Origin of the sequence: Aureimonas glaciei (assembly GCF_014643375.1) — a bacterium.
GTDB lineage: Bacteria > Pseudomonadota > Alphaproteobacteria > Rhizobiales > Rhizobiaceae > Plantimonas > Plantimonas glaciei.
This window is the reverse complement of the sequence record NZ_BMJJ01000009.1, coordinates 147,264-173,643: the sequence shown is the minus strand read 5'-3', so window position 1 is coordinate 173,643 and position 26,380 is coordinate 147,264. Positions and strand designations below refer to the sequence as shown.

The 26,380-nt window shown below is 67.0% G+C and carries 24 protein-coding genes; 14 read left to right on the top strand and 10 right to left on the bottom strand.

The features are described 5' to 3' along the window. Positions 1 to 100: 100 nt before the first annotated feature. Positions 101 to 1,384, bottom strand: coding sequence for an NAD(P)/FAD-dependent oxidoreductase (locus tag IEX88_RS18180; protein WP_188853396.1), 1,284 nt, complete (start codon positions 1,382 to 1,384; stop codon positions 101 to 103). Further along, a complete protein-coding gene (locus tag IEX88_RS18175) occupies positions 1,384 to 2,796 on the bottom strand; it encodes a glutamine synthetase family protein (protein WP_373289617.1) in 1,413 nt (470 codons plus the stop codon). The genes IEX88_RS18180 and IEX88_RS18175 overlap by 1 nt, the downstream gene beginning before the upstream one ends. Positions 2,797 to 3,062: 266 nt before the next feature. Here IEX88_RS18175 and IEX88_RS18170 point away from each other — a divergent pair, with 266 nt between their 5' ends. Both IEX88_RS18170 and IEX88_RS18165 read left to right on the top strand, forming a co-directional pair. Beyond that, positions 3,063 to 3,359 carry a BrnT family toxin gene (locus IEX88_RS18170; RefSeq protein ID WP_244640319.1) on the top strand — a complete coding sequence of 99 codons (297 nt, stop codon included), beginning with the start codon at positions 3,063 to 3,065 and terminating at the stop codon, positions 3,357 to 3,359. Then, the gene (locus IEX88_RS18165; RefSeq protein WP_244640317.1) at positions 3,356 to 3,556 is read left to right on the top strand and encodes a BrnA antitoxin family protein; all 201 of its coding nucleotides are present in this window, start codon (positions 3,356 to 3,358) and stop codon (positions 3,554 to 3,556) included. Before IEX88_RS18170 ends, IEX88_RS18165 begins: the two co-directional genes overlap by 4 nt. Before the next feature lie 253 nt (positions 3,557 to 3,809). Here IEX88_RS18165 and IEX88_RS18160 read toward each other — a convergent pair whose 3' ends face one another. Further along, complete coding sequence (locus IEX88_RS18160; protein WP_188853390.1) at positions 3,810 to 4,070, bottom strand: SMc00767 family acetate metabolism repressor; 261 nt, start codon at positions 4,068 to 4,070, stop codon at positions 3,810 to 3,812. A gap of 47 nt (positions 4,071 to 4,117) precedes the next feature. Then, a complete protein-coding gene (gene aceA / locus IEX88_RS18155) occupies positions 4,118 to 5,419 on the bottom strand; it encodes an isocitrate lyase (protein WP_188853388.1) in 1,302 nt (433 codons plus the stop codon). 363 nt (positions 5,420 to 5,782) lie between these two features. Between aceA and IEX88_RS18150 the strand changes: the two genes are divergently transcribed. From IEX88_RS18150 to IEX88_RS18115, 8 genes are all read left to right on the top strand, one after another. Continuing rightward, positions 5,783 to 5,923, top strand: coding sequence for a hypothetical protein (locus IEX88_RS18150; protein ID WP_188853386.1), 141 nt, complete (start codon positions 5,783 to 5,785; stop codon positions 5,921 to 5,923). 34 nt (positions 5,924 to 5,957) lie between these two features. Next, on the top strand, positions 5,958 to 7,379 hold the full coding sequence (locus IEX88_RS18145) for a helix-turn-helix domain-containing protein (protein ID WP_188853384.1): 1,422 nt from the start codon (positions 5,958 to 5,960) through the stop codon (positions 7,377 to 7,379). A gap of 109 nt (positions 7,380 to 7,488) precedes the next feature. Continuing rightward, positions 7,489 to 8,280 (top strand): aspartyl/asparaginyl beta-hydroxylase domain-containing protein, encoded by a 792-nt coding sequence (locus IEX88_RS18140; RefSeq protein ID WP_188853382.1) that lies wholly within the window; start codon positions 7,489 to 7,491, stop codon positions 8,278 to 8,280. Between the two features lie 8 nt (positions 8,281 to 8,288). Then, a complete protein-coding gene (locus tag IEX88_RS18135) occupies positions 8,289 to 8,810 on the top strand; it encodes a GNAT family N-acetyltransferase (protein WP_188853380.1) in 522 nt (173 codons plus the stop codon). Positions 8,811 to 8,944: 134 nt separating this feature from the next. Continuing rightward, positions 8,945 to 10,039 carry a polyamine ABC transporter substrate-binding protein gene (locus IEX88_RS18130; protein WP_188853377.1) on the top strand — a complete coding sequence of 365 codons (1,095 nt, stop codon included), beginning with the start codon at positions 8,945 to 8,947 and terminating at the stop codon, positions 10,037 to 10,039. Positions 10,040 to 10,115: 76 nt separating this feature from the next. Then, positions 10,116 to 11,267, top strand: coding sequence for an ABC transporter ATP-binding protein (locus IEX88_RS18125; RefSeq protein ID WP_188853375.1), 1,152 nt, complete (start codon positions 10,116 to 10,118; stop codon positions 11,265 to 11,267). Between the two features lie 7 nt (positions 11,268 to 11,274). Continuing rightward, a complete protein-coding gene (locus IEX88_RS18120) occupies positions 11,275 to 12,189 on the top strand; it encodes an ABC transporter permease subunit (RefSeq protein WP_188853373.1) in 915 nt (304 codons plus the stop codon). Beyond that, entirely contained in the window at positions 12,186 to 13,004 is an 819-nt protein-coding gene (locus IEX88_RS18115) for an ABC transporter permease (RefSeq protein ID WP_188853372.1), read from the top strand. Before IEX88_RS18120 ends, IEX88_RS18115 begins: the two co-directional genes overlap by 4 nt. Before the next feature lie 43 nt (positions 13,005 to 13,047). Here IEX88_RS18115 and IEX88_RS18110 read toward each other — a convergent pair whose 3' ends face one another. Next, positions 13,048 to 14,238, bottom strand: a complete 1,191-nt coding sequence (locus tag IEX88_RS18110) for a hypothetical protein (RefSeq protein ID WP_188853370.1) — start codon at positions 14,236 to 14,238, stop codon at positions 13,048 to 13,050. Between the two features lie 70 nt (positions 14,239 to 14,308). Beyond that, positions 14,309 to 16,255 carry an AsmA family protein gene (locus tag IEX88_RS18105; RefSeq protein ID WP_188853367.1) on the bottom strand — a complete coding sequence of 649 codons (1,947 nt, stop codon included), beginning with the start codon at positions 16,253 to 16,255 and terminating at the stop codon, positions 14,309 to 14,311. A 277-nt stretch (positions 16,256 to 16,532) separates the two neighbouring features. On the opposite strand from IEX88_RS18105, the gene IEX88_RS18100 reads away from it, so the two are divergent. After that, positions 16,533 to 18,479 carry an acetoacetate--CoA ligase gene (locus tag IEX88_RS18100; RefSeq protein WP_188853365.1) on the top strand — a complete coding sequence of 649 codons (1,947 nt, stop codon included), beginning with the start codon at positions 16,533 to 16,535 and terminating at the stop codon, positions 18,477 to 18,479. A gap of 86 nt (positions 18,480 to 18,565) precedes the next feature. On the opposite strand, the gene rcdA is transcribed toward IEX88_RS18100, so the two are convergent. Next, entirely contained in the window at positions 18,566 to 19,090 is a 525-nt protein-coding gene (gene rcdA, locus IEX88_RS18095; protein ID WP_188853363.1) for a protease adaptor protein RcdA, read from the bottom strand. Between the two features lie 362 nt (positions 19,091 to 19,452). On the opposite strand from rcdA, the gene IEX88_RS18090 reads away from it, so the two are divergent. After that, positions 19,453 to 20,460, top strand: coding sequence for an NAD(P)H-quinone oxidoreductase (locus IEX88_RS18090; RefSeq protein WP_188853362.1), 1,008 nt, complete (start codon positions 19,453 to 19,455; stop codon positions 20,458 to 20,460). A gap of 235 nt (positions 20,461 to 20,695) precedes the next feature. Beyond that, positions 20,696 to 21,400 carry a DUF1013 domain-containing protein gene (locus IEX88_RS18085; RefSeq protein ID WP_188853360.1) on the top strand — a complete coding sequence of 235 codons (705 nt, stop codon included), beginning with the start codon at positions 20,696 to 20,698 and terminating at the stop codon, positions 21,398 to 21,400. Positions 21,401 to 21,494: 94 nt separating this feature from the next. On the opposite strand, the gene IEX88_RS18080 is transcribed toward IEX88_RS18085, so the two are convergent. Genes IEX88_RS18080 through IEX88_RS18070 form a run of 3 tightly spaced genes read right to left on the bottom strand, consistent with a single transcriptional unit; the run spans position 21,495 to position 24,971 of the window. Further along, positions 21,495 to 22,280 carry an SDR family NAD(P)-dependent oxidoreductase gene (locus tag IEX88_RS18080; protein WP_188853357.1) on the bottom strand — a complete coding sequence of 262 codons (786 nt, stop codon included), beginning with the start codon at positions 22,278 to 22,280 and terminating at the stop codon, positions 21,495 to 21,497. Between the two features lie 59 nt (positions 22,281 to 22,339). Further along, entirely contained in the window at positions 22,340 to 23,149 is an 810-nt protein-coding gene (locus IEX88_RS18075) for an SDR family oxidoreductase (protein WP_188853355.1), read from the bottom strand. Then, the gene (locus IEX88_RS18070; RefSeq protein ID WP_244640315.1) at positions 23,136 to 24,971 is read right to left on the bottom strand and encodes a glycoside hydrolase family 15 protein; all 1,836 of its coding nucleotides are present in this window, start codon (positions 24,969 to 24,971) and stop codon (positions 23,136 to 23,138) included. The genes IEX88_RS18075 and IEX88_RS18070 overlap by 14 nt, the downstream gene beginning before the upstream one ends. Before the next feature lie 231 nt (positions 24,972 to 25,202). Between IEX88_RS18070 and IEX88_RS18065 the strand changes: the two genes are divergently transcribed. Beyond that, positions 25,203 to 26,309, top strand: a complete 1,107-nt coding sequence (locus IEX88_RS18065; protein ID WP_188853354.1) for a hypothetical protein — start codon at positions 25,203 to 25,205, stop codon at positions 26,307 to 26,309. Positions 26,310 to 26,380: the final 71 nt, after the last annotated feature.

The window sequence follows — 26,380 nt, the reverse complement described above, 5'->3', positions numbered from 1 at the left end:
TAGTCTAATCGATTGAAAAACTCCAGTGGTCGTGTGACCCGGGAGTGTGACCCTTATGCGAGGCAAGCCTCGCGCCAAACTCGCGTGGCGGGCGCCGGCCTCACAGCCGGTCCCGCAGCGAGTACCAGGTCATGGCGAGGAAGAGCAGCGGCTGCCGCAGCGCGGTGCCGCCGGGAAAGGCGGGAATCTTCAGCGCCTCGAACTCGGCCAGCCGGTCGCGGTTGCCGGTGACGCGGTCGGCATAGAGCCGGCCGGTAAAATTCGACAGCATCACGCCATGGCCGGAAAAGCCGCCGATGGCGGTGATGCCGGGCTCGACGATCCTGACATAGGGCATGCGCACCATGGTGATGCCGACCGAGCCACCCCAGGCATGGGTGATCTCGACGTCCTTCAGGTGCGCGTAGACGTCGGCGATCTGCCGGCGGATGTGATGCGAGATGTCGCCCGCCGCCGACGTGTAGGCCTCGCGCCCGCCGAACAGGAGCCGCCCGTCGCGCGATTTGCGGAAGTAGCGCACGACGAAGCGCGAATCGTCGACGGCCTCGTTGCCTGGCAGGACGCGTTCCGGCTCCTTCAGCGGCGCGGTGGCGCCGATGAAGGAGCGGATCGGCATGATGTGGCGCGCCGCCTCGCGGTTAAGGTCGCCGCCATGGGCATTGGTGGCGATCAGCGCCCGGTCGGCGCGGATTCTGCCTCGCGCCGTCGTCGCGAGGACCCCGCCGACGCCGGTGAGCGAGACCACCGGGGTCTCTTCGAACAGCTGCGCGCCGGCCTCTGCGGCGACGCGCGCGGTGCCGACGAGAAGCTTCAGGGGATGGATGTGACCGGTGCCGGCGTCGCGCGTGCCGCCGAAATAGGCCGTCGAGCCGAGCCGCTCCTGCGTCTCCGCCCGGTCCATCAGGGCGATATGCGGGTAGCCGTAGCGGGTGGCGAGATCCTCGGCGTTGTCGGCATAGTCCTTCACCAGCCTTTGCCGGTGCGCCACGGAGAGCTGGCCTTCGGCATAGTCGATGTCGATGGCGTGCACGCGGGAGAATTCGAGGAGATGGGCCTTGGCCTCCTCGGCAAGGTCGAACAGCGCCTTGGTGCGCTCGAAGCCGTAGGTCGGCTCGAGATCGGCGGTCCACAGGCGATGGCCGGTGTTCAGCTGGCCGCCATTGCGCCCGGAGGCGCCGTCGCCGAAGCGGTGAGCCTCGAGCACCGCGACGCTGACGCCGCGCGCGGCGAGATGCGCGGCGGCCGACAGACCGGTAAAGCCGCCGCCGACGACCAGCACGTCGACCTTGAGGTCGCCCTCCAGCGCGGGATAGCGGGGCCTTTCGGCGACGGAGTCCTCGTACCAGGAGCGGCCCGGCGAAATCGGCGACTGGTAGTCCGCCATCAGACGCTCAACAGCAGGAATTCGCGTTCCCAGGGGCTGATCACCTGCATGAAGGTCTCGAACTCGCCGCGCTTGATGCCGGCATAGGTGCCGACGAAATCGCGCGAAAAAACATCGTGGAAGGCGGGCTCGGCCTCGAAGGCGGCGACCGCCTCGAGCAGGCCGCGCGGCAGCGAGATGACGCCGTCCTCGTTCACCGTCTTGTCGGTCGGCTGATCCGGCTCCAGGCCCTCGGCCATGCCGAGGTAGCCGCAGGCGAGCGAGGCGGCGAGCGCGAGATAAGGATTGGCGTCGGAGGAGGGCAGGCGGTTCTCGACCCGGCGGCCGGAGGCGTCCGAGGTCGGCACGCGGAACGCCGTGGTGCGGTTGTCGTAGCCCCAGGCATTGTTCGTCGGCGCCGACATGCCGTAGGTCAGCCGCCGGTAGGAGTTCACGTAAGGGGCCATCATGATCAGCGCCGCCGGCACGTAGCGCTGCATGCCGCCGATGAAGTTGTAGAAGAGCTTCGACGGCGTGCCGTCGGCCTCGGAAAAGATGTTCTGGCCGCTGCGCTGGTCGATCACCGACTGGTGGATGTGCATGGCCGAGCCGGGCTGGCCCTGGATGGGCTTGGCCATGAAGGTGGCGTAGATGCCGTGCTTCAGCGCCGCCTCGCGGATGGTGCGCTTGAACATGAAGACCTGGTCGGCGAGTTCGATCGGGTTGCCGTGGCGCAGGTTTATCTCGAGCTGTGCGGCGCCGTCCTCGTGGATCAGCGTGTCGATCTCCAGACCCTGCGCCTCGGAGAAATGGTAGATGTCGTCGATCAGCTCGTCGAACTCGTTCACGCCGCCGATCGAATAGGCCTGGCCGCTCTGGATCTGCCGGCCGGAGCGCCCGGTCGGCGGCGTCAGCGGATAGTCGGGGTCGACATTCTTGGAAACGAGGTAGAACTCGATCTCGGGCGCCACGATCGGCTGCCAGCCCCGGTTCTCGTAGAGCGCCAGCACCCGCTTCAAGACGTTGCGCGGGGTGTAGCCGACGGCCGCGCCGGTGGTGTCGACGAGATCGCAGATGATCTGCGCCGTCGGGTCGCTCTCCCAGGGCACCAGCGACAGGGTCGAGAGGTCGGGCACCAGCTTCAGGTCGCCGTCGTTCGGCGAATAGCGGAACTCGCCGGTCTCTTCCGGGTACTCGCCGGAAATCGTGTGCATGAACAACGCCGAGGGCAGCGCCAGCGAGGTGTTGCCGGTGAATTTCTTGGCCGGCATCATCTTGCCGCGGGCGACACCCGCCAGATCCGGCGTGATGCATTCCAGATCGTCGATGCCGCGGATGGCGAGCCACTGCGCCGCCTCGGCCATCGACTGCACGCCGCGGGTGGAATCGAGAAAGGTCGGGCGCGGCTCTTCGCTCAGCCGGAAGCGGCCGATGTCCCGCTTGACGGAAGACTGCTGCTGGCTGGAAGCCGCAGAGCCGTCGCTCGATCCGCGTTTGGGTTTCTCGCGCTTGATTTTCGGCCGCGACGTCAACTCGGGTCTCACATGTCTAGGACGGTCTGCCATGCAATCTTTCGGGGGTGCTCGATTGCCGGCCAGCATAGACGCTCGGAACGGGACGGGAAAGACGTTCGGACAAAGTGCGCCTCCCGGCGTTGGCCGCCGATTGACGCCCCGATTTAACGTAGTTACATTAAATCATGAAAATCAGCTTCGACCCGGCGAAGCATGAAAGGGCCCTGCGCGAGCGCGGGCTCGATTTTCGCCGCGCGGCGGAGGTCTTTAAAAGCACTCATACGTCGGCACCCGACGATCGCTTCGACTATGGCGAGAGCCGTATGATCTCCGCAGGATATCTCGATGGGCGAATGGTCGTGATCGTCTGGACCCTTGGGGAAGAAAACCCAGCACATCATTTCGATGAGGTACTGTCATGCCAAGGAAGAAAAGCGCTGGCGAAAACGCCTGGATTGATCCCGACGACGCGCCCGAATTGACGGACGCGTATTTCGACCGTGCCGATCTCTATCACGGCGAGGTACTGATCCGACGCGGCCGCCCGCCTCTGGCTGAGCCGAAACGACAGGTGACCCTGCGGCTGAGCCCGGAAGTGCTGGATCATTTCAAGGCCGGCGGGCCGGGCTGGCAGACCCGGATCGACGAGACGCTGAAGCGGGCGATCACGCAGAAATAAGCTCTTTCGCTTCACGTCTCATGTGGGACGCTGAGACTGGTGAACATTTTGTGTTGCGCTCTGAGGTACGGCAATGAAGGTAGATCCAAGCGATACCGAAGGTGCGTGGGTGGACCCGGACGACGCGCCTGAATGGACGGACGAGATGTTCCAGCGCGCCGATCTCTACAACGGCGGAAGGCTGATCCGGCGAGGCGTGCCCCCCACCTCGGAGGGCCCGTCTCCTTTGGAAGACTCGCCAGACCAGAACTGATCAGCCCGCGGTCTTGACGATCACCGGGATCAAGAGGTCGCCCCAGTTGCCGTTACCGGAATGGTGCCGGGCCGAACGCACGAGCTCGACCGAGACGCCGGCCTCGACCGCCTTCATCACCGACTGGTTCAGCCGGTGCAGGTCGTTGGCGAGCATGCGGATGGCGGTCTGCTGCGCCTCGTCCATGGCCGAGGACTGCTCCTCGGCGCGTTCCTTGACGCGGGTGCGGGGGCGGTTGGTTTCCAGCGAAATCGCGCTCATCGTTTCTCTCCTCGATTTTCTTGTTGGTGCGGGGCGTCGACCGGGGCCTATTCGGCCGCCTGCAGCGTGGGCTTGGAGCGGAACTGCGCGCTCTCGGTGGATTCGCCCATGGCGGTCGTCGACGAGGTGCCGCCGGAAATCGCCATCGACACCGCGTCGAAATAGCCCGTGCCGACCTCGCGCTGGTGCTTCGTGGCGGTGTAGCCGACGGCCTCGGCGTCGAACTCCGCCTGCTGCAGCTCGGAATAGGCCGACATCTGCCGGTCCTTGTAGCCGCGGGCCAGCTCGAACATGCCGAAGTTCAGCTGGTGGAAGCCGGCGAGCGTGATGAACTGGAACTTGTAGCCCATGGCGCCGAGTTCGCGCTGGAACTTGGCGATCGTCGCCTCGTCGAGGTGTTTTCGCCAGTTGAACGAAGGCGAGCAGTTGTAGGCGAGCATCTGCTCCGGATGCTCCTTTTTCACCGCCTCGGCGAAGCGGCGTGCCTGGTCGAGGTCGGGCTTGGAGGTCTCGCACCAGATGAGGTCGGCATAGGGCGCATAGGCGATGGCGCGGGCGATGCAGGGCTCGAGGCCGTTGCGGATGTGGAAGAAGCCTTCCGCCGTGCGGCCGGCGTCGTGGTCGACGAAGGGCTGGTCGCGCTCGTCGATGTCGGAGGTCAGCAGCTTGGCCGCTTCGGCATCGGTGCGGGCGATGACGAGCGACGGCACGCCCATCACGTCGGCGGCGAGGCGCGCGGCGGTGAGGTTGCGGATATGCGCCTGGGTCGGGATCAGCACCTTGCCGCCGAGATGGCCGCACTTCTTCTCCGACGCCAGCTGGTCCTCGTAATGGACGCCGGCGGCGCCCGCCTCGATGAAGGCCTTCATGATCTCGAAGGCGTTCAGCGGCCCGCCGAAGCCGGCCTCGGCATCGGCGACGATCGGTGCGAACCAGGTCTCGACGGAGTGCTGGCCTTCCGCCTGCTCTATCTGGTCGGCGCGCTGCAGGGTGCGGTTGATGCGGCGGCAAAGCTCCGGCGCGGCATTGGCCGGGTAGAGCGACTGGTCGGGATACATGGCGCCGGCGGTGTTGGAATCGGCGGCGACCTGCCAGCCCGAAAGGTAGATCGCCTTCAGCCCGGCACGGACCTGCTGCATCGCCTGGTTGCCGGTCATGGCGCCGAGCGAATTGACGAAGTCCTCCTCGTGCAGGAGCTTCCACAGCCGGTTGGCACCGTTCTCCGCCAGCGTGTGCCGGATCTGCACCGAGCCGCGCAGCCGCACCACGTCCGCCGCCGAATAGGCGCGGGTCACGTTGTCGAAGCGGCCGGCAGGGGCGCTGGGAACCAGGCTGTAAAAATCGGTCATGGCAATCGTCTCCTCCGAATGGCCGGGGGCGGTGACAACGATGTCGCCCGCTCCTCGCCGCCGACATAACCGGACAACGAACAGCAAAAGAAGTCGAACTTACCGGAGACGACAGGGTTTCGGGTCGGCCTGTGGGGGTTTGTGACAATCGCAATTGTCACTCTGTCAAACCCTGTCATAGTGGTCGGGTGAGGCGGGGGCCGGACGGGAGGGTGTGGCAGCCCGGTCACGCGCCGGGATTTATCGTCAACGCACTGGGATCGAAGCCGAAATTCAGAGGGTGGAGAATGAATTTCAACACATTTGAGCGATGCTGGTGTTTCGACCCGGCAGACGGCCGGCGTGCGCGTGGAGTGAGTGGGCATGTCAGGGGCAGTGCTTCGTATCGTCAAGGCCGTGACCGCGGCTTTCGGCTCCGGCTATCGGCCGGAAGAGCATTACATGCGCGGACCGGGTCCGGCCTTCCGCAAGCGTTTCGGCAGCGAGGCGAAGGTCTCCCGCTAGGCGCCGCCTGCGCCTCGGCGCGGCCACCACGCTGATGGCCGAGAACAAGATCTTCGCAGGCCCGCATATCCGGCGCATCCGCACTGGTCTGGGGTTGACGCAGACGGCGATGGCCGAGGCGCTCGGCATCTCGCCCTCCTACCTCAACCTCGTCGAGCGCAACCAGCGGCCGCTGACGGTGCAGCTGATCCTGAAGCTGTCGCAGACCTATGATGCCGACCTCTCGGCGCTGCAGGGCGGTGACCGCGACGGGCAGGTGGCGAGCCTGCGCGCCGTCTTCGCCGATCCGCTGCTGGCGGGCGAACTGCCGGGCGAGCAGGAGCTCGTCGAGATATCCGGCACGGCGCCCAATGTCGCCTCGGGCATCGCGAAACTCTACCGCGCCTATCGCGAACAGCATGAGCGCCTCAGCGACCTCTCCGGGATGCTGGCCGGGGAGGGGCGCGGCACGCGTCTGGCCGGCGCCCGCATGCCGATCGACGAGGTGCGCGACGTCTTCGAGAACCGGCCGAACCATTTTGCTGCGCTCGAGACGGCGGCGGAAGCCTTTCACCAGACGCTCGCCCCGGGCGAGGACCTGATGGGGGCGCTGAAGCTCTGGCTGCGGCGCGAGCACGAGGTCTCCGTGCGCGTCCTGCCGGTCGACACCATGCCGAACTGGCGCCGCCGCTTCGACCGCCATTCGCGCCGGCTGTTCCTGTCGGAGCGCCTCGGCCCCGCCGACCGGCTGCGCGAGGTGGCGATGGAAGTGGCGCTTCTCGCCTTCGCGCCGGTGATCGAGGCGGAGAACGCGACCTTCACCTTCGCCAGCGCCGAGGCGGTGCGGCTCGCCCGCTACGAGCTGGTGCGCTATGCCGCCCTCGCTCTGATGATGCCTTATGCGCCCTTCCAGGCCGCCGCGCTGCGCGCCGCCTACGACATCGACGTTTTGTCCGGCCGCTTCCAGGTCTCGTTCGAGCAGGCGGCCAACCGGCTCACCACGCTGCAGCGCCAGAGCGCGCCGGGCGTGCCCTTCTTCATGCTGGAGGTCGACCACGCCGGCAACCGCTTTCGCCGCGCCGGGGCGCGCGGCTTCCCGCAGCAGCGTTTTGGCGGCGCCTGCCCCAAATTGTCGCTGCACGATGCCTTCTCGCAGCCCGGCCGCGTTCTCGTCGACGTCGTGGAGATGCCGGGCGGCGAGCGGTACCTGACCGTTGCGCGCACGCTCGAAGGGTTGAACGCCGGCTATGCCGAAAGGCCGCGGCGCACGGCGCTGCTGCTCGGCTGCGACATCGCCTTTGCCGGAGAGACCGTCTACGGCCGGGGCCTTGGCGAGCTGCCGGCGGCGATCGGGATCGGCCCGGCCTGCCGGCTCTGCGAGCGCCAGGCCTGCCTTGCCCGGGCCGAACCGCCGCTGACCCGCCCGCTCGGCCTCGACGAGATGGTCACGGGACTCGGCGCCTTCGATTTCCAGTAGCGCGTTTGCCTGTTGGGCCGGACGTCGCTATTTCAGCGCCATTGTGTGATGCGAAAGATCACGGGAGGCCAGACGGCTTCCGGTGGACCGGCAAGGGATACGGCAGGACATGGACCAGCGCGTGGAGCAGAAGGCCAAGACAGAGGGCCTGCAGGATACGATGACGCGCGAGGGTTTCGTCGCCAAGGCCGTGCAGAAGATGGTGGACGGCGCCGAGAAGCTGAACCTCAAGCACTCGGCTGTCGGCAATCCCGCCGTCTATCCCACCGACGACTTTCCCTGGGCCCGCGAGGTCGAGGCCGAATGGCACCTGATCCGCGCCGAGCTCGACAAGATCCTGGTGCGCAAGGGCGAGCTGCCGGCCTTCCATGAGATCTCCTCGGAGGTCCGCTCGATCTCGTCGGACCAGAATTGGAAGACCTTCTTCCTCTGCGGCTACGGCATCACGTCGGAGACCGCGATCGCGCAGTGCCCGGAGACCTGGCGCATCCTGCAGAAGATCCCCGGCATGAAGTCGGCGATGTTCTCGATCTTCGAGCCCGGCAAGCACCTGCCGCCGCACCGCGGCCCCTATAACGGCGTCCTGCGTTTCCATCTCGGCCTCGTCGTGCCCGACCAGCCGGACAAGATCGGCATCCGCGTCGACAAGGAAGTCTGCCACTGGAAGGAAGGTGAGGCGCTGATCTTCGACGACGCCTACGAGCACGAGGCCTGGAACCACTCTGACAGCGTGCGCGTGGTTCTCTTCGTCGATTTCGAGAAGCCGCTGAACTTTCCGGCCAACCTCACCAACAAGGCCGTGCTGAACCTTGCCATGTTCACGCCCTTCATCCGTGAGGGCTACAAGGCGCACAAGGCGTGGGAGAAGATCTTCTACGGCGCCGGCCAGAAGCACCGCTAGGTCGCGCCATGTCTCCTGCCTTGACCGGCCCGGACGGCTGGCGGCCGATGCTGGCGTCCGATCTCGACGCGGTGAAGGCCCTGTCCGACCGCCTCCATCCCGGCCTCGTCGAGCGGCGGGAGGTGTTCGCGGACCGGCTCGCCGTTTTTCCCGCGGGTTGCCTCGTCCTCGTCGCGGGCGGCGCGATCGCCGGCTACGGCGTCTCGCACCCGGCGAAATGGGGTGACCCGCCGCATCTCGATCGGCTGCTCGGCAGCCTGCGCCCGGACGTCGACAGCTATTACATCCACGACGTCGCCCTGGCGCCCGAGCAGCGCGGAATGGGGCAGGCGGCCGTGGGGGTGGCGCGGCTGCTCGCCGTCGCGGCGGCCTACCCCGCCACGGCGCTCATCTCCGTCTACGGCACGACCCCCTTCTGGGCGCGATTCGGCTTCGTCGACGTGACCGCTAGCATGCCGCCCGGCCGCCTCGCGCCCTATGGCGCCGATGCCCGTTACATGAGTAGGCAAAATCCTGTATCTGCCGGCTGATCCCGCCACTTCGCACTGCGAAGGGACTAGGCAGGCGGCGGCGGATGCTGAATAGTAAGGCTCTTCAGCGTCCGGACGCGGAAAGCCGGGCATGCCGATCGCATCTTCCAACGATCAAAAGAGGTCGACCTTTGATGAAGTCCCGTCTTGTCGCGGCCACCGCCGCCGCCGTCATCATCGCCGCCACCGTCTCGGCCTCCGCGCAGGAAAAGGTCGTTCGGGTCTACAACTGGTCCGACTATATCGACGATTCGATCCTCAAGGACTTCACCGCCGAGACCGGCATCGAGGTCGTCTACGACACCTATGATTCCAACGAGATCCTGGAGACCAAGCTGCTCGCCGGCGGAACCGGCTACGATGTCGTCGTGCCCTCGGCCGAGTTCCTGGCGCGGCAAATCTCGGCCGGCGTCTTCCAGAAGCTCGATCCGGCCAAGCTCACCAATATCGGCAACATGTGGGACGAGGTGCAGAAGCGCGTCGCCGTCTACGATCCCGGGAACGCCTTCTCGGTCACCTACATGTGGGGCACGACCGGCGTCGGCATCAACGACAAGAAGGTCGCCGAGGCCCTGCCGAACGCACCGACCGATTCCTGGGCGCTGGTCTTCGATCCGAAGAATGCCGAGAAGCTCGCCGCCTGCGGCATCGACATGCTGGACACCGGCAACGAGCTGATGCCGGCGGCCCTCAACTATCTCGGGCTCGACCCGAATTCGACCAGCACCGAGGACATCGACAAGGCGCGTGACCTGCTCGTCTCCGTGCGGCCCTATGTGCGCAAATTCCATTCGTCGGAATACATCAACGGCCTGGCCAATGGCGATATCTGCGTCGCGGTCGGCTATTCCGGCGACATCTTCCAGGCCAAGGCGCGCGCCGCCGAAGCCGGCCAGGGCGTCGAGATCAGCTACCGCATCCCGAAGGAGGGGGCGCTGATGTGGTTCGACCAGATGGCCATCCCCGCCGATGCGCCGCATGTCGACAACGCGCTGACCTTCATCAACTACATGATGCGCCCGGAAGTCATCGCCAAGGCGACCGACTACGTCAGCTATGCCAACGGCAACAAGGCGTCGCAGTCGATGATCTCCAAGGAGATCCTCGACGACAAGGCGATCTACCCGGACGAGGCGACGCTCGCCAAGCTCTACACCAAGCAGCCTTACGACGCGAAGACGCAGCGGCTGGTGACGCGCGCCTTCACCACCGTCAAGACCGGCCAGTAATCGCGCCGGACGAACCTCTCCCGGCCGCATGGAGCGGCCGGGCTTTCGATGCTCCCGGCAGGATGCGGCGCGCCCCATGGCAGTGACGACGAAGTCCCTCGGCAATATCCGCCGCAGTTTCGACCCCTGGAACGATCCGGCCCAGAAGCCGCTGATCGAGGTGGACGGCGTCACCAAGCGTTTTGGCGACTTCACCGCCGTCAACGACCTGACGCTCCACATTTACACCCGCGAGTTCTTCGCTCTGCTCGGCCCTTCCGGCTGCGGCAAGTCGACCCTGTTGCGCATGCTCGCCGGCTTCGAGACGCCGACCTCCGGCGACATCCGCCTCGACGGCAAGAGCCTGGTCGGCATCCCGCCGCACCAGCGGCCGCTGAACATGATGTTCCAGTCCTATGCGCTCTTCCCGCACATGACGGTGGAGAAGAACATCGCCTTCGGCCTGAAGCAGGACGGCATGGCGAAATCGGAGATCTCCGACCGCGTCGCCGAGATGCTGAAGCTCGTCAAGCTGACGCCCTTTGCCAAGCGCAAGCCGCAGCAGCTTTCCGGCGGCCAGCAGCAGCGCGTGGCACTGGCCCGTTCGCTCGCCAAGCGCCCAAAAGTCCTTCTCCTCGATGAGCCACTCGGCGCGCTCGACAAGAAGCTGCGCGAGGAGACGCAGTTCGAGCTGATGGACCTGCAGCAGGATCTCGGCCTCACCTTCATCGTCGTCACCCACGACCAGGAGGAGGCCATGGTCATGGCCGACCGCATCGCCCTGATGCGCGAGGGCAGGATCGCCCAGGTCGCGCCGCCGGCGGTGATCTACGAGGCGCCGTCGAACCGCTACGTCGCCGACTTCATCGGCCATGTCAGCCTCCTCGACGGCACCGTCGAGGGCCGGCGCAACGGCCTCCTGCGGCTCGCCGCCGCCGGCACGATCGTCGAGGCCGAGGCCAGTGCCGATCTGCAGCCCGGCACGCCGGCCTCCTTCGCCATCCGCCCGGAAAAGGTGAAGATCACCCGACAGGCGCCCGCCGATCCGTCGATCAACGCCCTGCGCGGACAGATCTGGGACATCGCCTATTTCGGCGACGTGACGCAGTTCAACGTCAAGCTCGCCTCCGGCGACATCGTCCGCGCGACGACGATCAACGCCCTGCGCAGCGCCGCCGAGCCGCTGACCTGGGACGACGACGTCTGGCTGACCTTCGCGCCGGACGCCGGCATCGTCCTGACGAGCTGAGGGCACCATGGCCGCCACCCCGTCCGCCAGCCCCGTCTCCCGCCTCTACAAGACGATTGTCGTCGGCGTGCCCTATCTCTGGCTCGTCCTGTTCTTCCTGGCGCCGTTCCTGATCGTCCTGAAGATCTCGCTGTCCGAGACGGCGATCGCGATGCCGCCCTATGTCCCGTCCTTCGCGCTGGACTCGATTTCGGGCTTTTGGGCCAACCTGCAGAAGCTCGACTTCGCGAACTACGTCTGGATCTTCGACGATCCGCTGTATCTCAATTCATATCTCTCGAGCCTGCGCATCGCCGCGATCTCGACGGCGCTGACGCTGATCGTCGCCTATCCCTTCGCCTATGGCATGGCCAAGGCGCCGGACTCCGTCCGCCCGATCCTCCTGATGCTGACCATCCTGCCGTTCTGGACGAGCTTTCTGATCCGCGTCTACGCCTGGATCGGCATCCTGAAGAACGAAGGCCTCTTGAACCAGTTTCTGCTCTGGACGGGGGTGATCTCGACGCCGCTGTCGATCCTCAACACCGAGATCGCGATCCATATCGGCATCGTCTATTCCTACCTGCCCTTCATGGTGCTGCCGATCTACGCCAGCCTTGAGCGCATGGACGGCCGCCTGATCGAGGCGGCGAACGATCTCGGCTGCCCGCCGGTGAAGGCGTTTTGGGCGATCACCGTGCCGCTGTCGCTGCCGGGCGTCTTGGCCGGCGTCTTCCTGGTCTTCATCCCGGCGGTCGGCGAGTTCGTCATCCCCGATCTCCTCGGCGGCTCCGGCACGCTGATGATCGGCAAGACGCTGTGGGACGAGTTCTTCTCCAACCGCGACTGGCCGGTGGCCTCGGCGGTGGCGGTGGTTCTCCTGATGGTGCTGGTCATTCCCATCGTGCTGTTCCAGCGCATGCAGGCGAGGGCGCCGGCATGAGGCGGACCTGGACCTCGTTCAACATCGCCTGCCTCGTCCTCGGCTTCGCCTTTCTCTACGTGCCGATCGGCCTGCTCGTCCTCTATTCCTTCAACGCCTCGCAACTCGTCACGGTCTGGGGCGGCTTCTCGACGAAATGGTACGGCGAGCTCCTGCGCAACACGCAGATGCTGGACTCGGCCTGGGTGACGATCCGCGTCGCGCTGCTCTCGGCGACCTGCGCCACGGTGCTGGGAACGCTCGCCGCCATGGCACTGGTGCGCTTCACGCGGTTTCGCGGGCGGATGCTGTTCTCCGGCCTCGTCTACGCGCCGCTGGTCATGCCCGAGGTGATCACCGGCCTGTCGCTGCTGCTGCTGTTCGTCGCCATCGACTTCAACCGCGGCTTCTGGACGCTGACCATCGCCCACATCACCTTCACCACCTGCTTCGTCGCCGTGGTGGTGCAGTCGCGCCTCGTCGCCGTCGATCGATCGCTGGAGGAGGCGGCGCAGGATCTCGGCTGCCCGCCGGGCAAGACCTTTTTTCTCATCACCCTGCCGGTGATCTGGACGGCGGTGGCCGCCGGCTGGATGCTCGCCTTCACCCTGTCGCTCGACGATCTCGTGATCTCGAGCTTTGCCACGGGCCCGGGCGCGACGACGCTGCCGATGCGCATCTACAGCCAGGTGCGGCTCGGTGTGACGCCGGAGATCAACGCGATCTGCACCATTCTGATCGCCGTCGTCTCGGTCGGCGTGATCATCTCGGGCATTCTCACCAAGCGCGACGTCGTGCGCCGCGCCCGCGACGAGCGGCTCGCCGCCGGCGGCTGACGCGCTTCTGCGTCAGCGCGCCCGCGATCCGCGCCGCGGCCCGTCAGCCGCCGCAGGTGCATTCCGTCTTCTGCGCCGAAAGAATCGCATCGAAGGTGGCCGCGACCGCGCGGGCCTGGGGATCGCCCTTCTGGCCGGCGGCGCGCTGGAGATAGTCCAGCGCCTCGATGTCGGCGAAGGCGGCGAGCAGCGGGCGAAGGCTCTCCTCGCCGGCCGCCCTCGGATCGGCGCGCAGCGCGGCACGGGCGACGAAGAGACGCTGCAGCACGGGCTCGCCGGCGGGCGGGGCGGCACCGTCGTCGGTCGGTGCGGCGGCGAGGAAGCCGGCGCGGCGCGTCTCAGTCAGGAGATCGTCGATGGCGCCGGCGCGATCGGCGGGCGTCGCCAGCGATCGCGGCGGCAAAGGCTTCAGCGGCGGAAGATCGGGATCGCCGGGGAGTTCCGCGGCGGGCGGGGTCGTGCCGGTCGTCTCGGCCCGCGAAAGGCCGGCCGAGGGGCGCAGGCCCGATATGGCGCCGGTCGGCGCGGTGTCGAGGGCGCTGGTGGGCACGCTGTCGCTTGCCTCGTTGGGACGGTCGGCCGGCGCAAAGCGCGGCGTCGCCACCGGCTTCATCGCGGCGAAGGCCGCTTCGACGGAGCGTCGCGTCGCGGTCTCCTGCGCCTCCACGAGGGACTTCAGTCGCTGCGGGTCGGTGCCGGCGCGCGCGGCGAACTTGCGCAAAGTCTCGATATACTGGGGCACGCCGCCGCACAGATAGGGCGTCGGCTTCTGCCCGAGATAGTCCGACAGGTCGGACCGCAGCCGTTCGGCGACCCAGCGCGCGTCGGCGCTGGGCATCGGCTGCCCGCGGCCCTTGGCGAGCGCGGCGGCGGTGGACAGCGCCGCCATCTCGACCCGGCTGCGGGGCGCCGGCTTCGGTGCGAAGACGAGCGTGCCGGGGAGCGAGAGGTCGCCGCCCGACACCGCGTCCGGCTTGCTCGACAAGGCGGCGAACTCGGTCTGCCGGATCCGCTTCAGCGCGGCGAGATAGTCGCCGACGCAGTCCTTCGGCGCCGCGTCCGCCGCGCTCCTGACGGTCTCCCGGTTGCCAGGCGTGTTCGCGCCGGTGTCGGCGGGACGGGACGGTCCGATCCGCACCACCGAGCCGCCGGGCTCGGTGGCGGACGCCGGCATCGCGCTGAGGACGAGGGCGATGAGGACGAGGACAGCGTTCGGCGCGGCGAAAACGGACATGGGGACATCTCGCTGCTGGGATTGATTCGGTGCGACGGGCGCGATCCCGAGGGATCGGTGGCTCAGGCCATCACATCGGCGCGACAGGGGGGCCTGTCGTCACCGTCGGCCGCGGCCATTCGCCCGTCATTCTGAAGCTCACCGGTTGAGAATTCCCTAGGGCGGGGCGGTTTGTTCCCGGACGCGGGGTGAAGGCGCCGGAGAGGTCGATCTCGCTGGTCGCGGTGGAGACCGCGCCGGCGGCCTCGAACCGGCCGGCGGTGCCGATCAGGCTCAGGGCCTCGATCGTGACGCCCGGCCCATTGCTGGTGAGTCTTGCCCGCAGGGTCTCGAAGGGAATCGTCGAGGCCTCGGTGGCCAGTGCGAAGGGCTTCGTCCCCGGCGCGAGGAAGACCTCGGGGTCGAAGCCGCTGAGCGTCCCGCCGCGCGCCACGATCTCCAGGCTGAGATGCAGGCGCCGGGCGATGTCGGACCAGTCCGTCACCGGCATGCCGAGCTCGGCATAAAGGTCGGACGGGCCGGAGACGCCAACGGCATCGACGCCGACCGCCGCCAGAAGTCGCGCCGTGTCGATGCCGGTGACGCTGGCCGAGCCCTTGGCGGTCGGCGAGCGGACGCGGCTGTCGATGGCGATCCGCGCCTGGCCCTGGCCGCCCAGCATGCTGGCGTCGCCGACGTCGAACATGGCGACGCCGTCCTTGAACTTGACCGTCGCCGCCAGATCCGTGATCGGCACGCTGCCGATGGCGCCTTCGCCGGCCGAAATTCGCAGGTCGAGATCCAGCTGGTCGAAATAGCTCGTCGCGATGCGCTGCTGGAAATCGAGGACATTGCGCGGCAGCGGCGCCAGCGCCTGGGCGAAGCCGGTCAGGTCCAACCGGTCGAAGGCGAGGGTGCCGCTGACCGCCGGCACGGCACCCGGCGCCATCAGCATCTCCATGGCACCCCTGCCGGAATAGCCGACGATGGTAACGGTGGCGTCGTCGAGCTTGAGCTTCTGCCCCGTGCTTTCCAGCGTCGCGTCGATCGCCATGGCGCCGAGGTCGGGCATCGTCGCCTGGGGATCGCCGAGCCAGCGGACGGACCGCGTCAGCGACGGCGTGGAGACCTTCAGGGCGCCGTTGAAACCGCTGCGGCCCCGGGTCGAGCCGCTGCCGGAAAAGGCGACGTCGAGCGGCGGCGCGCTCAAGCTGAAGTCGATGGCGCTGGGCCCGCCCCGAAGGAATTCGAGCGGTGCGGCAAGCTTGAGGTCGACCTCGGTCGGCTCGCCGTTCCACACATAGGAGCCCGACATCCGGGCCGCCGAGTCCGGCGACGGCCAGGCGATGGTGAAATTGGCACCGGTGATCCGGCGCGCGCCCGCGCCGGGCGCCATGCGGAAGACGCCGTCCCGCACGTCGACGCGGCGCAGATCGCCGAGGCGCGTCAGGAAGGCGGCAAAGTAGTGCGAGATCTCCCGATAGGCGGGATGGCCGGACGCTTGCGCCGGCGCGGACGGCGAGGGGAAAACCTCGCCCGGTCGGCCACGGCGCCCGGTCTTGGCCGTCGCCCCGCCCTGTCTCTCCGCCTCGCCGTCCTCGCCGGTCGACGCGGTCACGAACCGGGCTATCGAATAGACTTCCGGGCGAATGACGGTCAGCTTCTCGATCGACGTCCGCCCGAGCAGCGCATCGAACAGGTCGAGATCGGCGACGACGGCCTCGACGGTCAACGGCGGAGGCCCGCCGTTTCCCGGCACGCCGATGCGGATGTGGTCGATGCGGATCTGCGTCTTCGGCAGAAGGCTGAGCGAGGACGATCCGGCAACGCTGATCGGCAGGCCGATCAGGTCGGCCAGTTGCCGCTCGATGTCGGACCGTGCGGCGCCGGTCTGGAGGGTCACGCCGGAAAGCACGGCGAAGGCCACGATCGACATGGCCAGAAGGGCGACGACGATCGCGGTCAGGCCGGACCAGTGTCGCAGTCCCCAATGGCGCGGCGATCGTGCCGAGGCTTCCTTCCGTTCGATGCGCGTCACTCCATCTCCTCTCACGCAGCCCGGGATGGACCGGGCGATCCCGCGGCATGACGCTCGACAGGATCACGGCGCAGGGCATCGGCCGTCAACGGTCCCGCCGATCCTGCGGGCGCCGGCCACTGCCATAGGCCTGCCGTCGGGCCTGTTTCTAGCGTGACTTCGGCAAGGGTGCAAAGCGTCAGCGGTTCGGCTCCCTTGGCTTCTGCCGGCGTTAACAGTTGCGGGCGGCAAGGGTCTCATGTCACCACCGGAGCGGACAGCTGCTGGAGACCTGCCGATGACTGCCAAACTCCTTTGGACACCCGACGAGGCTGGGCTTGCGCTGCATCCGCTGACGGACTTCGCGGAGAAAGCGGGCCGGGGCGGCCGAGCCGCAGGCTACCTGGCGCTGCACGCCTGGTCGGTCGACCGGCCGGACGAATTTTGGTCTGAGGTCTGGGATTTCGGCGGCGTGATCGGCACGAAGGGGGAGCGGATCTTCGTGCCGGGGAGCGACATGGTGTCGGCCCGCTTCTTCCCCGACGCCTCGCTGAACTTCGCGGAGAACCTGTTGCGACCGGGTGCGACCGGCGATGCCCTGGTCTTCCGCGGCGAGGACAAGGTGGCCAAGCGCCTGTCGCACGAGGCCCTGCGGGCGCTCGTGTCGCGTCTCGCGCAGGCGATGCGCGCCGAGGGCGTGGTGGCCGGCGACCGGGTCGCGGCGATGCTGCCGAACCTGCCGGAGGCGGTGGCGCTGATGCTGGCGGCAACCTCAATCGGCGCGGTCTGGTCCTCCTGCTCGCCCGATTTCGGCGAGCGCGGGGTGCTCGACCGTTTTGGCCAGATCGAGCCCAAGCTCCTGATCGTCTGCGACGGCTACTACTACGCCGGCAAGACGATCGCGATCGCCGAGAAGCTTATCCCGATCGTCGCGGCCCTTAAACCCCTGAAGACGATCGTCGTCGACTACACGGGCGCGGCCGAGAGCGTCGCCGCGGGCCTGCCCGGCGCGGTCACGCTGGAGAGCTTCATCGCGCCCTTTGCCGCCGCGGACATCGTCTTCGAGCGGTTGCCCTTCGCCCACCCGCTCTACATCGTCTTCTCCTCCGGCACGACGGGCGTGCCGAAATGCATCGTCCACTCCGCCGGCGGCACGCTGATCCAGCAGTTGAAGGAGCACCGCCTGCATTGCGGCAACGGCCCGGGCGACCGCGTCTTCTACTTCACCACCTGCGGCTGGATGATGTGGAACTGGCTGGTCGCGGGGCTGGCGACCGGCGCGACCCTTCTCCTCTACGACGGCTCGCCCTTCCATCCCGACGGCAACGTTATCTTCGACTACATGGCGGCGGAGCGGGCGACGTTTCTCGGCACCTCGGCAAAGTTCATCGATGCCGTGCGCAAGGAGGGCCTGAGGCCGATTGACACGCACGACCTGTCCAGCGTCCGGGTGATCGCGTCGACCGGCTCGCCGCTGTCGCCGGAAAGCTTCGACTTCGTCTATGCCGGCATCAAGAAGGACGTGCATCTCGCCTCGATCTCGGGCGGCACCGACATTCTCTCCTGCTTCGTCCTCGGCATTCCCTGGCTGCCGGTCTACGAGGGCGAGATCCAGGGCGCCGGCCTCGGCATGGCCGTCGATGTCTGGGACGACGACGGCAGGCCCGTGGTCGGCGAGAAAGGCGATCTCGTCTGCACCAGGGCCTTTCCGGCCATGCCCATCGGCTTCTGGAACGATCCGACCGGCGAGCGCTACCGCGCGGCCTATTTCGAGCGCTTCCCCGGCATCTGGTGCCATGGCGATTTCGCCGAATGGACCGAGCACCACGGCATCGTCATCCACGGCCGCTCGGACGCCACGCTGAACCCGCAAGGGGTCAGGATCGGCACCGCCGAAATCTACAACATCGTCGAGCAGATGGACGAGGTGATGGAGGCGATCTGCATCGGTCAGGAATGGGAGGGCGACGTGCGCGTGGTCCTGTTCATCCGGCCGAAGGCGGGAGTCGAGCTGGACGAGACCTTGGTCAAGGCGATTAAGACGGCGATCCGCAGGGGCGCGTCACCGCGCCATGTGCCCGCGCATGTGCTGGCGGTCGCCGACATCCCGCGCACCAAGTCGGGCAAGATCGTCGAACTGGCGGTGCGCGAGGTGGTGCACGGAAGGCCGGTGAAGAACATGGAGGCGCTGGCCAATCCGGCGGCGCTGGCGCTCTTCGCCGATCGGGTGGAATTGAGGACGTGAGACCGGCGCCACGTCCAGCCTGACGGCCGGTCACCGTGGCGGCAAAGACCGCGGGTGACGGGCCGCTTCGCCGGCGGTGGCGGCGCTCAGGCCTGGAAGGCGGTGCGCAGAAGGTTGAGCTGCTCGCCGACCGGATTGGCGATCTCGTCCGAGGAGGGATAGGCGCCATAGATCTCGCGATCGAGCATGGCGATGCGCCGCTCGAGCTTCAGGGCGCGATCGACCAGCGAGCGGAAGACCTCCGGCAGTTCGTGGAACATCGGCGTGTCCCGTCCGGAGCCGACGCCCTCCAGGCGGACCTTGACCTTCTCGATCTCGACCTGGGCGCGCGTCATGTCGCCCTGGTTGGCGGCGCGCTGCAGCAGGAGCCAGGAGGCCACCTGCATCAGACGCGTCGTCAGGCGCATGGATTCGGCGGCATAGAGCGTGGCAGCGGGACGCGACAGGGTCTTGCAGTCGACCCGACCGTCGCCGTCGAGATACACCGCAGTCTCGTCGACGAGCGTCATGCCCTCGTTGAACAGCGGCTGGAAAGAGCGTGAAAACGCCATGTGTTCGGCCAGCCGGATAGTGCGGTCGTCGCCGGCATGGCCGAAGCTGTTCGTGGTCATGGACGGATCACCGCGCTGTAAGTTCTGGGATAGGCACCAAGAATCGGCAAAAACCGGAGGCGACCGTCTTCGGAAACTGATCGCCGCGATGGCGATTGGCAAGCCGTGTTCGCTGGATTGGTTAACGCGGGTTAAGCAGTTTGGTTCGGCCTCAAACCTGAGTGGAACGCAAAAAAAAGAGCCGCGGCAAGGCGGCTCTGAAGTTAAACAGGGAGGCGTCCGACAGGATGGCGAGCCATCCGGCCTAACCAGAAATCTGGATGTCCCCATTAGACACCCATCATCCTTAATGGCGGGTAAACGCGGATGTCATTCCCGGCGGCTCGCCTATATCAGGGGGCCGAACAGACGAAGGATCGACCATGGCCTTGCCCGCAACGATGACGGCGATTGTCCTAAAGGGGTTCGGAGGACCCGAGGTGCTGGTGCCGGAGGACCGGCCGGTTCCGCGGCCCGGTCCCGGCGAAATCCTGATCGAGGTGCACGCTGCCGGCGTCAACCGGCCCGACATCCTGCAGCGCATGGGCGCCTATCCCCCGCCGAAGGGCGCGCCAGACTGGCCGGGATTGGAGGTCGCCGGCCGCGTGGCGGCGCTGGGCGAGGGCGCCGGACGCTTTGCCCTCGGCGACGAGGTGATGGCCCTGCTGCCGGGCGGCGGCTATGCCGAATATGCCGTCGTGGCGGAGGACAACGCGCTGCCCGTGCCGACCGGTCTCGGCCTCGTGGAGGCGGCAGCCGTGCCGGAGACCTTCTTCACCGTCTGGCACAACGTCTTCCAGCGCGGCGGCCTCGTCGCCGGCGAGCGGTTTCTCGTCCACGGCGGCACCTCGGGCATCGGCACCACGGCCATCCAGCTCGCCCATCGTTTCGGCGCCGAGGTCTTCGTCACCGTCGGCAGCCCGGACAAGTGCGCCGCCGCGCTGAAGCTCGGCGCCAGGCACGCGATCGACTATCGCCAGGAGGATTTCGTCGCTGCGATCGAGGCCGCCACCGGCGGCAAGGGGATCGACGTCATCCTCGACATGGTCGGCGGCGACTACACCGCGCGCAATCTGAAGATTGCCGCTGAGGACGGGCGCATCGTTCAGATCGCCTTCCTCCGCGGCCAGAAGGTGGAACTCGACCTGCAGCCGATCATGATCAAGCGGCTGACGCTGACCGGCTCGACCCTGCGCGCCCGCACCGTCGCCTTCAAGGCGTCGGTCGCCCGCGAGCTGGAGGAGAAGGTCTGGCCGCTTCTCACCGACGGGCGCGTCCTTCCACTGATCGACACGACCTACCGGCTGGAGGATGCCGCGGAAGCGCACCGGCACATGGATGTCGACCACATCGGCAAGATTGTCCTGACGACACGCCATTTCGCCGGCTGAGTCTGGGGCAGGGGCGTCGGCGCGGCCGGCGCTTTGCGTCGACGGTCGACGACGAGCCTGCTGCGCTATTTCGCACCCTGGTTTAGGCTGCCGGATGCCAAATCCCGGCAGCCGCCGCGATTTCCTTGCGGTTAGTCGGCGGAGCCCTTATAAAGAGGTCGATTTCCAGAATTTGTGGTGCGATCCACAGCCTGTTCCCGCGCAAGCGGGGGAGGCGACTCGGAGGACTGTCTTCATGGCCCAACAACTTTTGATGCCCAAGGCGACGGCCGTCTGGCTCGTCGACAACACGTCCCTCTCGTTCGAGCAGGTCGGCGATTTCTGCACCCTGCATCCGCTCGAGATCAAGGCGATCGCCGATGGCGAATCGGCGCAGGGGATCAAGGGCATGGACCCGATCATGACCGGCCAGCTGACGCGAGAGGAGATTTCGCGCGGCGAGGCGGACGAAAAATATCGGCTGAAGCTGTCGCTCCCCAAGGTCCGCGTGCCCGAAGCCAAGCGCAAGGGCCCGCGCTACACGCCGGTCTCCAAGCGCCACGACCGCCCGAACGCCATCCTCTGGCTGGTGCGCAACCATCCGGAGCTGAAGGATCCGCAGATCTCGCGGCTGGTCGGGACCACCAAGAACACCATCCAGCAGATTCGCGAGCGCTCGCACTGGAACTCGGCCAACCTGCAGCCGATGGACCCGGTGACGCTCGGCCTCTGCTCGCAGATCGATCTCGACATGGAGATCGAGAAGGCCTCGCGCGGCATGCCGCGGCTAGAGGAAGTCGCCGAGGAGGAGCGCCTGCTCTCGGCTGCGCAGACGCAGAACTACCGCGGTCGTGCCGATTCCGAGGACGGCGAGCTCGATGCCGCAGCTGTCTTCGCCAAGCTGACCGCCATGAAGCGCAGCCAGGCCGACGTCGACGCCGACGAAGACGAGCAGCGCTGAGCCGACCTTCGGGTCACCGCCTGGCGCTCAATGAAAAAGGCCGGCCGCGCAAGCGGTCGGCCTTTTCCGTGTGCGAAGCACGCCGCCGGTCGGTCTACGCCTTGACGGGCACGGTGTAGTTCAAGCCGAGGCGGCCGCCATCGGCATAGATGGTCTGGCCGGTGACATAGCTCGCATCGTCCGAGGCGAGGAAGGTCGCGACGGAGGCGATCTCGCTGGGATCGCCGATGCGCCCGAGCGGCGTGCGCGACAGGATGCGCGCCTCGGCGCCCTTGTCGCTGGCGACCGCGGCCAGGAGATCGGTCATGATCGAGCCGGGGCCGATGGCGTTGACGCGGATGCCGAAGGGCGCGAGCGACAGGGCCATGGTCTTGGTCAGCTGGTTAACGCCGCCCTTGGAGACGGAGTAGCCGACCTGGTCGGGCAGGGCGAAGACGGCGTTCACCGAGGACATGTTGACGATCGTGCCGGGCGTCCCGCCGCGCTTGACGGATTCGACCATGTGCCGGGCGACCGCCTGGCCGCAGAGGAAGGCGCCTTTCAGGTTGACCCTCAGCACGCGGTCGAAGTCGGCCTCGTCGAGCTCCAGGAAATCGGCCTTGTGGACGATGCCGGCATTGTTGACGAGGATATCGATCCGGGAAAAGCGTTCCTCGCAGGCGGCAACGAGCCGCGCGACGGCCGCCGCATCGGAGACGTCGGTGGCTGTGAAGGCGACCGTCCCGACCTCGGCCAGGTCCTCGACGGCCTTTTCGCCCGCTGCCGCGTCGATATCGGCGATCATCACGCTCGCACCCTCGGCCAGATAGCGCTCGGCGATCGCCCTGCCGATTCCCTTGGCGCCGCCCGTGACGATTGCCACCTTGCCGCTCAGTCTCATGCTCATATCCTCGTGCCGCCTGTTGATGCCGGAGGCCTTATCAGAGGGAGCCGAGAAAATCAGCCATTGCCCTTGAAGGCGGGCTGCAGCGTCATGCCGCCGTCGACGAAGATCGTCTGGCCGGTGATGTAGTCGGCGGCGTCCGAGGCGAGGAAGGCGACGACGCGGCCGACATCGGCGGGTTCGCCGATCCGGCCATAGGGGATGAGCTTCAGCATGTCGTCCTCGCCGGACTCCCGTTCCTCGGCGTTGATCGCGGTGGCGATGGCGCCCGGGGCGACGGCATTGATCCGGATCTTCTCCGCCGCGACTTCCTGCGCCAGCGTTTCCATCAGGAGCTTCAGCCCGCCCTTCGATGCCGCATAGTTGGCGTGGAAGGCCCAGGGAATGAGCTGGTGGACGGAAGAGTCGAAGATCAGCTTGCCGAGCGCCGGGCTGATTTCCGGCCGCAGCCCCTTGGCGCGGAAGCGCCGGATCGCCTCGCGCCCGATCAGGAAGCCGCCGGTGAGGTTGACCGAGATCACCGCGTTCCAGTCGTCGAGCGTCATCTCGCCGATCGCCGCATCCTTCTGCAGCCCGGCATTGGAGACGACGATGTCGATCGGCCCGAGCTGCCGCTCAGCCTCGTCGAACAGAGCGAGGATATCGGCTTCCCGCGACACGTCGGCCTGAACGGCGATGGCCTTTTGCCCGAGGGCGGCAATAGCCCGAACCGTCTCGTCGGCCCCTTCATCTGAACTGCGGAAGTTGACCACGACGTTGGCGCCGGCCCGCGCCAGTTCGATCGCCGTGGCCTGGCCGATCCCGGAGGAGGCGCCGGTGACGAGGGCCGTCTGGCCGGCGAGACTGTTGCGTTCAAAAGATGCCATCGGGATCTTCCATCATCGGTATCTCGGACTTACCCCCGGTCAACGCGCCGTCGAGCCAGATGGCTGCCGAGATCAGCGACAAATGTGTGAGGGCCTGCGGAAAATTGCCGAGATGCTCGCCGGCCGAGGACAATTCCTCGGAATAGAGCCCGAGGTGATTGGCGTAGCTGTGCAGCTTCTCGAACAGGAACCGCGCTTCCGAGACGTGGCCGGTGCGCGCCAGCGCCTCGACATACCAGAAGGAGCAGATGGTGAAGGCACCTTCCTCGCCATCGAGCCCGTCGCCGTTTTCCGCATCGTTGATATAGCGCCTGACCAGGCAGTCCTTGACGAGGTGCTGGCGCACCGCCGCCAGCGTCGACGTCCACATCGGATCGCGCGGGTTGATGAACTTGACCAGCGGCATCAGCAAGACGACGGCATCGAGCCCCTTGCCGCCCTTGACCTGGGTGAAGGCGCCGACCTCGGGGTTCCAGAACTCGTCGAGAATGGAGATCTGGATGCGGTCGCGCTCGGTCCGCCAGCGCACGATGTCGGCCGGCAGCGACTGCTTCTCGGCGATCCGCATCGCCCGGTCGAGCGCGACCCAGCTCATCAGCCGTCCGGACAGGAATTCCTGCGGCTCCCCGCGGCTCTCCCAGATGCCGTGATCGGGCAGGCGCCAGTTGTCGCAAAGCCATTCGACGATCCGCACGATCTTCTTCCACAGACCGTAGGACGGCTTGCCCCGCGCCTTGGTGGAGATGTAGAGGGCGTCCATGAACTCGCCAAAAATGTCCATCTGGCGCTGCTTGTAGGCGGCGTTGCCGATGCGCACCGGCTTGGCGCCGCCGAAGCCCGCGAGAGAATCCAGCGTCGTCTCCGGCAGTTCCCTCGTGCCGTCCATGCCGTACATGATCTGCAGTCCGGGCTCTTCGTCCTCAGAGATCTGCTTCATGAGGAAATGGATGAAGGCCTCCGCCTCCTCGAAATAGCCGAGCCGGGAAAAGGCGTAGAGGGTGAAGGCGGAATCGCGCACCCAGCAGAAGCGGTAGTCCCAGTTTCGCTCGCCGCCGAAGACCTCCGGCAGGCCGAAGGTCGCGGCGGCGGCGATCGAGCCGTGCTGCCGCGACGTCAGGAGTTTGAGCGTCAGGGCCGAGCGAACGACGAGCCCGCGCCAGTTCTTGGGATAATGGCCCGATGCGACCCAACCGTGCCAGAAGCCGCGGGTATCGAGGAAGGCCTTCTGCACATAGGCGTCGTCGACCACCGGCGTGTCCTTGCGCCCGGGGCAGAGGACGACGTGGCAGATTTCTCCCTCCTGCAGCACGATCTCCGCCTCTGCGACGTCACCGTCGAGGCGGACGGCCATCTTCGTGTAGCAATAGAGGGCGCCGCCCTCCCAACGGACGGAAAAGCCGCCGTCGATCGCTTCCAGCACCGGCTTCAGCCGCCCGTAGTCGGGGCGCGGTGCGAGGCTGAGGGTGAACTTGACCGCGCCGACGATCGCCTTGGCGCGGCGGACGATCCGTCCGGAGCCATCCAGCGGCATGAAGTCGGATACCTCGCCGATTCCCTCCAGTCCGAGAAAACGGGTCATCAGGATGTTGGTGTCGGGCAGGTAGATCTGCCGGTTCTTCATCGTGGGGTCGGCGACCCCTAAGCGGAAATGCCCGCCCCGCTGTGGGTCGAGCAGTCCGGCGAACACGCTCGGCGAATCGAGGTCGGGGTGGCAGAAGAAGTCGATCGTGCCGTCCGTGGCGACGAGCGCGATGGTGCGCATGTCGCCGATGATGCCGTGATCGGCGATGGCATGGGGGATGGGCAGCAAGGGTTCGGCCAAGGCAATCTCCTGGGGAATGTCGACCCCAGATCGCCTTTCCGCCCAAAAAGTAAAGCGCCGGCTGCCGCGGGTTTTTCGGCACGAGAATTGATCAGCATGACTGACGATGAAGCCGCCGCGCCATGCCGGCCATTGCCACGCCTGGGGATCAATGTCTCGGCTTTGTCTCGATTGTTTACGTTTGCGGCGCATATACGGTAACTTTGTTGTCGACTGTCATTGGAGATCACCGTGAGCGCGATGGAGAAGAGCCTGAGACGCGCGCTCGACGCGGGCGATGCGAGCGATCCGCAGTTTCGCGACTCGATCTATACGGCGTCCGAGCGCGCGCTCGAGCGTCTCCTGCAGGCCAATCCGATCGACGAGGACGCGGCGCATGCGCGGCGCGTTCGCCTCGCCGAGACGATCAACCGGATCGAGGCGGACTATTTCGTCGCCTTCGGCGTCGCTGGAGAAGAGGGCGCCACCGAAGCGATCGACCGTTCGAACGCTGCAACTCCCTCCTTGCCGGGCGCGGCGGTCAATCACAGGGAAGAGGAAGAACGCTTCGTCGCGGAAAGCGAAGGCTCGCTGGCGCGCGACGACACGGCTCTCCCGCCTTCCTGGGCCGGCGGGCAGGACGACCTCGCGGCGGATTCCGCCACCCCGGGAGAATCGATCGCCGACGGGCCGGCTGACGGTCTGCGCGCCGGCCAGGACGCCACCGTCTTGTCCAGGGCGGACGAGCAATGGCGCGCCAAGCCGAAGCCCTCCCGGCGTCGCCGCGCTTTCGGTCTGGCGGCCAGCGCGGTCCTTCTCGCGCTGCTGGTCGGCATCTATTGGCTCTATGGCGCGATCGTCACCCCGCTCGGGACGCAGGAGAACACCGCCGGCAACACGGCGGCGGGGGCCGCCTCGGCCGAATGGATCAGCATCTTCGACGGCAAGCAGCTCGACGCCATCGCCACCCCGTCCGGCGGCACGGTCGACAGCGTTACCGTCCGAGAAGAGCCGGCGGTGCGGTTTGCGCCGGCGGCCGTCGGCGGCGAGATCAACGTCGCCATCGGGCCCGGCGTGGTCCGCGAGATCCAGGGCCGAAACGTGCGCGTGGAGGTGGTGGCGGGGTCGTCCGACGGCGCGAACCGCGAATTCGCCATCCGCTGCCTCTTTGCGGGCGAGACGGTCTGCGCCCGCCAGCGCTTCCAGACGTCGCAGGCGCGCGACACTTTCGTCTTCGACATGGCCGTGCCGGCGGGCGCCGACGCGGCGGGCGCCCTCGCGATCGATCCGACGCTGGCAGCGCCCGCCGTCGATCTCGACCTCTATTCCATCCGGCTGCAGACGGTTCTCGAGGGCTGACATGCCATCGAAGCAAAGCCGTGTCATGCTCGGCCGTTTCCAACCGCCGGCCTCCCGTTCCCGCTCGCTTT

Coding starts and splice junctions, on each gene's coding strand:
- IEX88_RS18180 (WP_188853396.1), bottom strand. CDS start 1,384: ATGGCGGACTACCAGTCGCCGATTTCGCCGGGCCGCTCCTGGTACGAG.
- IEX88_RS18170 (WP_244640319.1), top strand. CDS start 3,063: ATGAAAATCAGCTTCGACCCGGCGAAGCATGAAAGGGCCCTGCGCGAG.
- IEX88_RS18160 (WP_188853390.1), bottom strand. CDS start 4,070: ATGAGCGCGATTTCGCTGGAAACCAACCGCCCCCGCACCCGCGTCAAG.
- aceA (WP_188853388.1), bottom strand. CDS start 5,419: ATGACCGATTTTTACAGCCTGGTTCCCAGCGCCCCTGCCGGCCGCTTC.
- IEX88_RS18150 (WP_188853386.1), top strand. CDS start 5,783: ATGTCAGGGGCAGTGCTTCGTATCGTCAAGGCCGTGACCGCGGCTTTC.
- IEX88_RS18145 (WP_188853384.1), top strand. CDS start 5,958: ATGGCCGAGAACAAGATCTTCGCAGGCCCGCATATCCGGCGCATCCGC.
- IEX88_RS18140 (WP_188853382.1), top strand. CDS start 7,489: ATGGACCAGCGCGTGGAGCAGAAGGCCAAGACAGAGGGCCTGCAGGAT.
- IEX88_RS18135 (WP_188853380.1), top strand. CDS start 8,289: ATGTCTCCTGCCTTGACCGGCCCGGACGGCTGGCGGCCGATGCTGGCG.
- IEX88_RS18130 (WP_188853377.1), top strand. CDS start 8,945: ATGAAGTCCCGTCTTGTCGCGGCCACCGCCGCCGCCGTCATCATCGCC.
- IEX88_RS18125 (WP_188853375.1), top strand. CDS start 10,116: ATGGCAGTGACGACGAAGTCCCTCGGCAATATCCGCCGCAGTTTCGAC.
- IEX88_RS18120 (WP_188853373.1), top strand. CDS start 11,275: ATGGCCGCCACCCCGTCCGCCAGCCCCGTCTCCCGCCTCTACAAGACG.
- IEX88_RS18115 (WP_188853372.1), top strand. CDS start 12,186: ATGAGGCGGACCTGGACCTCGTTCAACATCGCCTGCCTCGTCCTCGGC.
- IEX88_RS18110 (WP_188853370.1), bottom strand. CDS start 14,238: ATGTCCGTTTTCGCCGCGCCGAACGCTGTCCTCGTCCTCATCGCCCTC.
- IEX88_RS18100 (WP_188853365.1), top strand. CDS start 16,533: ATGACTGCCAAACTCCTTTGGACACCCGACGAGGCTGGGCTTGCGCTG.
- rcdA (WP_188853363.1), bottom strand. CDS start 19,090: ATGACCACGAACAGCTTCGGCCATGCCGGCGACGACCGCACTATCCGG.
- IEX88_RS18090 (WP_188853362.1), top strand. CDS start 19,453: ATGGCCTTGCCCGCAACGATGACGGCGATTGTCCTAAAGGGGTTCGGA.
- IEX88_RS18085 (WP_188853360.1), top strand. CDS start 20,696: ATGGCCCAACAACTTTTGATGCCCAAGGCGACGGCCGTCTGGCTCGTC.
- IEX88_RS18080 (WP_188853357.1), bottom strand. CDS start 22,280: ATGAGACTGAGCGGCAAGGTGGCAATCGTCACGGGCGGCGCCAAGGGA.
- IEX88_RS18075 (WP_188853355.1), bottom strand. CDS start 23,149: ATGGCATCTTTTGAACGCAACAGTCTCGCCGGCCAGACGGCCCTCGTC.